The 7018-nt window shown below is 65.2% G+C and carries 9 protein-coding genes; 3 read left to right on the top strand and 6 right to left on the bottom strand.

Annotated features, from left to right (window positions below):
* Position 1: 1 nt before the first annotated feature.
* The 3 genes from AC3A3W_RS02615 to AC3A3W_RS02605 are packed head-to-tail and all read right to left on the bottom strand — an operon-like array spanning position 2 to position 1970.
* Positions 2 to 631 carry a DUF3618 domain-containing protein gene (locus tag AC3A3W_RS02615; protein ID WP_487440334.1) on the bottom strand — a complete coding sequence of 210 codons (630 nt, stop codon included), beginning with the start codon at positions 629 to 631 and terminating at the stop codon, positions 2 to 4.
* The gene (locus AC3A3W_RS02610; RefSeq protein WP_309988093.1) at positions 628 to 1059 is read right to left on the bottom strand and encodes a phage holin family protein; all 432 of its coding nucleotides are present in this window, start codon (positions 1057 to 1059) and stop codon (positions 628 to 630) included. The genes AC3A3W_RS02615 and AC3A3W_RS02610 overlap by 4 nt, the downstream gene beginning before the upstream one ends.
* Positions 1056 to 1970: a hypothetical protein gene (locus AC3A3W_RS02605; protein WP_487440333.1), complete on the bottom strand. Its 915-nt coding sequence runs from the start codon at positions 1968 to 1970 to the stop codon at positions 1056 to 1058. Before AC3A3W_RS02605 ends, AC3A3W_RS02610 begins: the two co-directional genes overlap by 4 nt.
* 283 nt (positions 1971 to 2253) lie before the next feature.
* Between AC3A3W_RS02605 and AC3A3W_RS02600 the strand changes: the two genes are divergently transcribed.
* Together AC3A3W_RS02600 and AC3A3W_RS02595 are read left to right on the top strand one after the other, a co-directional pair.
* Complete coding sequence (locus AC3A3W_RS02600; protein ID WP_487440332.1) at positions 2254 to 2733, top strand: PRC-barrel domain-containing protein; 480 nt, start codon at positions 2254 to 2256, stop codon at positions 2731 to 2733.
* 62 nt (positions 2734 to 2795) lie between these two features.
* Entirely contained in the window at positions 2796 to 3428 is a 633-nt protein-coding gene (locus tag AC3A3W_RS02595) for a MarR family winged helix-turn-helix transcriptional regulator (RefSeq protein ID WP_487440331.1), read from the top strand.
* Positions 3429 to 3501: 73 nt separating this feature from the next.
* Here AC3A3W_RS02595 and AC3A3W_RS02590 read toward each other — a convergent pair whose 3' ends face one another.
* Positions 3502 to 3642, bottom strand: a complete 141-nt coding sequence (locus tag AC3A3W_RS02590) for a hypothetical protein (RefSeq protein ID WP_487440330.1) — start codon at positions 3640 to 3642, stop codon at positions 3502 to 3504.
* Positions 3643 to 3729: 87 nt separating this feature from the next.
* Positions 3730 to 4575 (bottom strand): hypothetical protein, encoded by an 846-nt coding sequence (locus AC3A3W_RS02585; RefSeq protein WP_487440329.1) that lies wholly within the window; start codon positions 4573 to 4575, stop codon positions 3730 to 3732.
* A gap of 344 nt (positions 4576 to 4919) precedes the next feature.
* On the opposite strand from AC3A3W_RS02585, the gene AC3A3W_RS02580 reads away from it, so the two are divergent.
* A complete protein-coding gene (locus AC3A3W_RS02580; protein ID WP_487440328.1) occupies positions 4920 to 5099 on the top strand; it encodes a hypothetical protein in 180 nt (59 codons plus the stop codon).
* 193 nt (positions 5100 to 5292) lie between these two features.
* On the opposite strand, the gene AC3A3W_RS02575 is transcribed toward AC3A3W_RS02580, so the two are convergent.
* Positions 5293 to 6855: an amino acid permease gene (locus tag AC3A3W_RS02575; RefSeq protein WP_487440327.1), complete on the bottom strand. Its 1563-nt coding sequence runs from the start codon at positions 6853 to 6855 to the stop codon at positions 5293 to 5295.
* Positions 6856 to 7018 lie beyond the last annotated feature (163 nt).

Below are 7018 nucleotides of genomic sequence, written 5' to 3'. Positions count from 1 at the left end.
TTTAGGTGTTCTGGACGTGGTCCTTGGCGTCCGTGGCGCTGGCCTTGACGTCGGAGACGGCTGTCTGGCCTTCTCCCTTGACGTGCTGGGCGGCGTCGGTTGCGGTGGCTTTGACGTTTTCCATGGCTTCCTGGGCGGGTTCCTTCAGGCCCTGGGCCATGTCCTTGGCGGCATCGGTCAGCTGGGTGGTGACCGGTTCGGCTGCGGTCTTCAGGGCGTCGGCTGCCTCGCGTTCCTTCTGGCTCGGCGGAATCAGCGAGGAGACCAGCAGGCCGGCGCCGAAGGCGATCAGGCCGGCGGCGAGCGGGTTGCCCTGGGTCTTCACGGCGGCCTTGTGCGGGGCGTCGGCCACGGCGGAGCCGGCGTCGTGGAGGGTGGAGCTGACGGCGGAACCGGCGTCGCCCATGGCGGATCCGGCGGTGCCTGTGGTGGAGTGGACGTTGCTGGTGGCGTGGTCCGCTGCTCCCATGACTTTCTCCTTTACTCCGAAGACGGCTTCTTTGACCTTGTCGGTCTGCCGGTGGACGATGTTGGACGGTGTGACTTTGTCGGCGACCGCGTCCACGTTGGTGCCGAGGCGGGCGCGGGTGGCTTCGATGTCGGCGCGGATGGCGTCCGGGTTTTCACTCATCGGTGATCTCCATTGGGTTTCAGGGTGGGGGGAATTTCCTGGATGGTCTCGGCGGTCTGGGGCATGCCCTTGATGGCTTTGAGTTCCTTGCGGCCGACCGATGCCAGGATGGCGGCGATGATGCCCCAAATCACGGCCACGACCACGGCGGACCAGCCCAGGCCCATCAGCTCGCCCAGGGCGTACCAGAGGGCGACGGAGAGGAACAGCAGGACGAAGTGGCCTGCCACGCCGGCGCCGGCGAGCATGCCGCCGCCCTTCCCGGCCCTCGTGGCTGACTGCTTCGCTTCTGCCTTGGCCAGTTCCACTTCCTGACGCATCAGGGTGGAGAGGTCGCGGGTGACATCACCCAGGAGATCCCCGAGGGACGTGGTGTCCGCTTTGGCATGCGCGGCAGTGGGAGGTGTCTCCGGTATCTGGCTGCTCACAGGTGGCGTCCTTCACCTTCGGCGAAGGGGTCATCCACGTCACGCTGCGGGACCCCCGCGGTGGAACTTCCGGGAAGGGTCTGTGCAGAGCCGGGACTGGCCACACCCGGACGGGCAGGCTCAGCGATTCCAGGCTCACCGTAGGCAGGCTCGCCGAATGCCGGCTCACCGGCAACGGGTTCACTGTATGCGGGCGTGCCGTAGCCGGGCTGCCCGTAGCCGGGGTGTGTTGAGGCGGTTTCATCGAACAGCGGAGCGCCGACGCCGGCACCCACGGCGCCCTCCGTGACCGGCGGCTGGACGGGCCGCGGCGGAACGCCCGTGCCCGGTGCTGCCGTGCTGGAGGGGGCCCCGGCCTGGAGGCTCCTGCCCAAGCGGCCGGCAAGCACGCCGGCTCCGGCGGCGAGAAGCAGGAAGGTGCCGGGGCGCTGGCGGGCGAAAGACTTGACCTCGTCCAGCAGTGATCCCGGATCCCTGTTGTCCAGCCATGAGGCAACGGATTCCGAGCGTTCCGCAGCTTGGCGGATGAGGTCTGAGGCAACGCCCTGCTGGTCCGGCGCGTCGGCCATCGAGCGCAGCTGGGAGGAGATGTTGCGGATGCCCTCAGCGGCCTTCTGCTGCTGTGCCCCTGCCTGGTCCGTCAGATCGGACTTCGCCTGGTGCAGCAGGTCCTTGGCGTTGGTCTTTGCTTCGGCAGCCACATTCGCCGCTTCGGCCTTAGCGGTGCCCGCCACGTTCTGGGCTGCACCGGCGGCCTGGCCGGCGACGTTCGAGGCTTCTTCCTTAGCGGTGTCGGTCTTCGAGGCTGAGGCCGGGCTACCGTTGGAAACGCCCGAGCCGTAAGCCGTCGAGTTCTGCGTAGCCGGGGGAACTGTCAGGCTCCCGTCCTGCGGCCATTGGTTCTCTGTCATCTTCGCTCTCTCTTTCCGAAAGGGTCAGCTGCTGTTCAAGAACCAGCGTTGCTGGCATGTAATGGTAAGCATGTTTACTAATAAATAGTAAGCACCCTTGCCTTTTTTTCTTGGCTTTTCGAGGAAGCCTGCCGGTAATGCCGTACTTTCGGGCCCTTCACCGCTAGTGATTGCGTAGGGCCCCGCCCGCTAAGTCGGAGGAAAGTATGCCAAGCGAGCTTGCCAGCATGATAGTAAGCATGCTTAGGGTATATCGTGAGGTTGACCCATCCAAGGAGGCAGCATGCTCACCAAGGAACATATCTACGATCTGCTCAACAGCGACGGCAGCATCCTCTCCGCTGGTGGCGACAAGATTGGCTCCATTGGCCAGATCTACGCCGATGACGAAACCGGCCAGCCCGCCTGGGTGACGGCACGCACGGGCCTCTTCGGCACGTCCGTCTCCTTTGTCCCGCTTGGCGGCGCCCATGTTCAGGGCAGCGACATCGTAGTCCCGTACACCAAGGAGCAGGTCGCGGACGCCCCCCGCGTGGACGGTGACGGGCATCTGGAACCTTCCGACGAAGACCGGCTCCACAAGCACTACCAGCGCGGGGGCCGCGTGACCCCCGCGGACGTCGCAGCCGGGCGCACGGGCACCGAGCGGGACGCCGGATTTGCCGCCGGGCGCAGCGGCACCTACGACGCCGCGGACGCGTCGGACACCGTTGGCCTCGAACCCACCGGGGCTGATGGCGTTGACGGCATCCCCCGGCGCTGACGTGGTCACCTCTCGGTGCCGGCGCCATGCCACTCATGAAGCGAAACGGAAGGGCGGAACTGATGGTCCCGAACGCTGATGCAGAGCAGTGGGGTCCACACCAGTTGTTGTCGATGGCTGCCCGGCTTATCCAGCGCCGCCAGGACCAGGCGCTGGCCGAGCTCGGTCTCACCCATGCTGCGGTCATAGCCCTTCAGGGCCTCGCCGCGGGCCCCCTCAACCAAGAACAGCTGGCGGAAGATATCCATGTCCGCAGCCAGTCTCTGGGCAGGGTGCTGGTGCGCCTCGAGGACGCCGGTTTGGTCTCCCGCAAATCCAGCCCAATGGACCGCAGGAGCAATGAGGTGGCCATTACCGAGGCCGGGCTGGGCGCCCTGGCGGCGGCCCGTCAGGTGGAGAAGGAGACCCTGCCGCCGGACATCGTGGAGGGCACCGTCTTGAGCCGCGAGCTCGCACGGGTGATTGGCCACTTTCCCGGTTCGGCTCGGTTCGGTGAACGGCGCGGGAAGACGCCTCCGGAAGGCGCCGAGACGCCGGCTGAAGACGCGGTGGGGGAGGCCGGACCGAAGCAGGCCGACGACGTCACTGCGCCCGGCGATTCCTCACAACCGGATCCGGGGCGTGCCGGCAGTGACCCGTCCGCCGTTGAAGCCGCGGACGACACGGAGAAACTCAAGGGGACCGGGGAAAACTGACGCTGTCGGCGTTCCCGCGCTGCCCTTGGCAGGGCGGGAACGCCGGCTTTTTAGCGTGTGTTCCCATGCAGTGCTAAGACCTCGCAGTGAGGCCGGTCTTGGCCATAGGGTCCGGCCAGTTGCCGATGAAACCCGCCATGGGATCGGGCCAGTTGCCGATCCTTGCGCGGGAAGAACGACGGCGGACAGCGGACAGCGGGGCGTTGGTAGACATGGCATTTTCTCCTGACGGAACGTGGGAATGCGTACGCCGGCGGCGCACGTGGTCTCTTCTGCCGTGATGAAGGCAGAGGTGACCTGTTCAGTCGGGTGAAGACCCCGGATCAAATGCCGGGCTGGGAGGCAAGGCGACGGCTGCGTCATGAATCCGCTCGCCGGCAGTCTTGAACAAGGCGTTCCAGAATGCCGCGACATCCGCGGCCTGCCCGCCGGAGCCCTCGGAGTGAGAGGAACCGGACTCGCCACGGGTGGCGGCCAGCCCGACGTGGTGCAGGCCGAGCTGGTGGCCCAGGACCGGTAGCGCGTGGTCCCCCTGGACTGCGTTCGCCGAAGGGCGGCCGGAGGAGGTCATGCGAAGCTGCGCGAAGGTCTGTCCACGGCTGCCGGATTCTTGAACCTCCGCCGCGGCAGGGGCCGCAGAACTGAAGCTGGGTGAGCTGGCCGCTGGGGGAGGCCCAGGCGCCTTGGCGGGCGCCGCAGCGGAAGGTGCCGGGGTCAGGGACCCAGGAACTGCATGGGCGGGAGTCGCCGCTACCGGTTGTCCGGCGTCCGGTGCAGACACTGGCGGCGCCGCGGGTGGCGCCGGTGGCGCGTCCTGCCCGGGCCCCGGCACAGGCAAGGGGACGGGAAGCTGGACCACTGGAACGGGGACTGGAACCGGAACCGGAAGTTGGACCACTGGAGCCGGAAGCGGGAGCCGCGGAAGCCGTGGTTCCAATGAGTCGATCGCGTCGTCCACAACGTCGACGGCCCGGTCGACTTGGGACAGCACCGGCGTCGCCGTCCGGGTCACGGTGGTGACTACCGCCGCCGCCTCGCCGACGACGGCGTCTGTCGTGTCGGCAACTGCCGACACTGTGGCGGTGATCGGATCCTGGCTGGCCGGAAGGACGTTCGCGGCCGGCAACGAAGGAATAGCACCTGACACTGCCCCCGCCGGATCAACGGACCCGCCGGTATCCAACAGACCCGATATGTGGGAACCGGACGGTGCGGTGGATGCCTGCGCGGTGCCCGCTCCCCAGATAAGCCACGCCAATGAAAGTAAGGCAGGAACGAGGAGGGCGCGCACAGAAACTGTGCAACAAGAGCGCAGGCGCTGACCCATTCCTATTCACCCCCCAGAGGCAATGGGAGATCAGGATATGCCCGCGTGGCGGCCGCGTCCAGAGGAAAATTGTTCGCCTGCTTATTGTCGGCAGGCTGCAGGAAAGAATGCCCAGGGTGAGTGGCCTGTTTCCGCCGTAAAATTGGCTTAAGAGGTGTTGGAAGATGGACGGGCCGATCATCGTCGTCCTGATAATTCTGGCAGTAATTGCCGCCGTCGCCATCGTGGCCACGGTGAGGGCAGTTGTGCGTGACGGGCGTGGCGGGGTTCCCACCGAGCCCTCCCAACCGCCATGGACAGCCGGCAACCTGCCCAGCCAGCCGTACTCTTTGATCCGCTTCTAGGCAGGCGAGAACGACGCCAACAATTCGGGCCGCGATCAAGCTATTGAACCCTACCCGTCAGACCTGGGGGAGGAGGGAAGCCGGGTGCAATTCCCACCCGGCTTCCCTCTTTCTGGCCTAGATCCCGCGCTCTAGCCCTTCTGACCCCTAGCGGGCCCCGCGATGCGCGGCGCAGCCCGCGCAGCATGGTTGGTTACTGGGTGCCGCCCCGGGGATCGTCCTCGATGTCCTTTGGAGCCCTGAGATCCATCTCGAGCAGCGGCACCACTTTGGACTTGGTGATGTAGCGGTGAGCCAGCCATAGAACGATGAAGACTGGCAACCCGATGTAGGAGGAAAGGACCTCCAGGGTCCGTCCGGCAAGCACAGCCTCGTAGTTCTGTCCCGCGATTACCAGTATCAGCAGAGCGAAGGCCAGCAATGGGCCGATGGGGAACAGGGATGCTTTGTACGGCAGGTCGCTGACTTTGTTTCCCTGGGCCAGGAAGCCGCGCCTGAAACGGTAGTGGGAGACCGCGATTCCCGCCCAGACGATGAAGCCGCATAGGCCTGACATGTTCAGCAGCCACGAGTAGGCTGCACCCTGACCGACGATCGCGGAGAGGAACCCGAAGAGTCCCACGGCCGCGGTTGCGAGCAACGCCGCGATCGGCACACCACGTGCATTGGTTCGGCCGAAGATCTTCGGGGCCATGCCGTCATGGGCCATGGCATAAAGCATCCGGGTAGAGGCATATAGTCCGGAGTTGCCCGCGGACAGGATTGCGGTCAGGATCACCGCGTTCATCAAGGCCGCTGCGAAGGCGATTCCGGCGCGAGAAAAGACCAGGGTAAACGGCGATGCTGCAATATCGGACTCGCCGGAGGCCAGCAGGCTCGGATCGGTGAACGGGATCAGGCAGCCGATGATAAAGATGGCACCAATATAGAAAAGCATGATGCGCCAGAAGACAGTGCGGATAGCCTTCGGCACTTCGCGACGCGGGTTCTTCGCTTCGCCGGCGGCGACTCCTACGAGCTCGGTGCCCTGGAAGGAGAACCCGGCAACCATGAAGACCGAGATGATCGAGACCCAACCCCCGTGGAACACGTCATCGCGGTTTTCCCAGTTAGTAAGTCCCGGAGAGTTATCCCCGAGGATGCCGAAAATCATCAGCACGCCCGCGATCAGGAAGAGCACCACTGCGCTGACCTTGATCAGGGAGAGCCAGAACTCCGACTCACCAAAGGACTTCGCCGAGAGGGCATTGAGCCCGGTCAGCACCAGCAGGAAGACCCCGGCCCACACCCATCCTGGGACCCCCGGGAACCAGAAGTCCATGATGATTCCGGCCGCGACCAGCTCGGCGGCCACAGTGATAGCCCAGTTGAACCAATAGTTCCAGCCGATCGCGAACCCAAAGGACGGGGATACGAACCGGGTGGCGAAGGACTGGAAAGAACCGGCGACCGGAATTTTGGCCGACATCTCGCCCAGTGACTGCATCAACAGGAATACCATCAGCCCGACCAGCGCGTAGCCGGCCAACGCACCGCCGGGACCCGCCTGGGAAATGGTGCTGCCCGAGGCCACGAACAGCCCGGTACCGATCGCACCGCCGATAGCGATCATCTGCAGGTGTCGGTGGTTTAGCCCGCGCTTGAGTTCGTTGGTGGTTTCGCCGGAAACGCGATCTGCTTCTATCGCAAGGGAGGACCCCTGTTGTGCTGTTTCATCGGGTTTGATGTCTGTGAAAGTTCCGCTCGGTGGTGTCATGCAACACCACCCACGGGCATCGATGCGGGCCGGGTCGGGTTCCCGGTACCACCCGCGGCTCGACCGGTGCAGGCTTCTGCGGCTGCTGTGTCGAGAAGATAGGCCATAACGTTCCCGCGCGGTGCTGCCTGCGCGGTAGTGGACCCCGAGCTGAGAAACAGTC

It is taken from the genome of Arthrobacter sp. Soil_N43, from assembly GCF_057655195.1.
Note: the sequence above shows the minus strand (reverse complement) of the source record. Positions and strands in the feature narration are given on the sequence as shown.

What these genes read in the sequence shown, in the direction of transcription:
- AC3A3W_RS02575 (WP_487440327.1), bottom strand. Translation starts at nt 6,855, where the DNA reads ATGACACCACCGAGCGGAACTTTCACAGACATCAAACCCGATGAAACA.
- AC3A3W_RS02595 (WP_487440331.1), top strand. Translation starts at nt 2,796, where the DNA reads ATGGTCCCGAACGCTGATGCAGAGCAGTGGGGTCCACACCAGTTGTTG.
- AC3A3W_RS02580 (WP_487440328.1), top strand. Translation starts at nt 4,920, where the DNA reads ATGGACGGGCCGATCATCGTCGTCCTGATAATTCTGGCAGTAATTGCC.
- AC3A3W_RS02615 (WP_487440334.1), bottom strand. Translation starts at nt 631, where the DNA reads ATGAGTGAAAACCCGGACGCCATCCGCGCCGACATCGAAGCCACCCGC.
- AC3A3W_RS02590 (WP_487440330.1), bottom strand. Translation starts at nt 3,642, where the DNA reads ATGTCTACCAACGCCCCGCTGTCCGCTGTCCGCCGTCGTTCTTCCCGC.
- AC3A3W_RS02600 (WP_487440332.1), top strand. Translation starts at nt 2,254, where the DNA reads ATGCTCACCAAGGAACATATCTACGATCTGCTCAACAGCGACGGCAGC.
- AC3A3W_RS02605 (WP_487440333.1), bottom strand. Translation starts at nt 1,970, where the DNA reads ATGACAGAGAACCAATGGCCGCAGGACGGGAGCCTGACAGTTCCCCCG.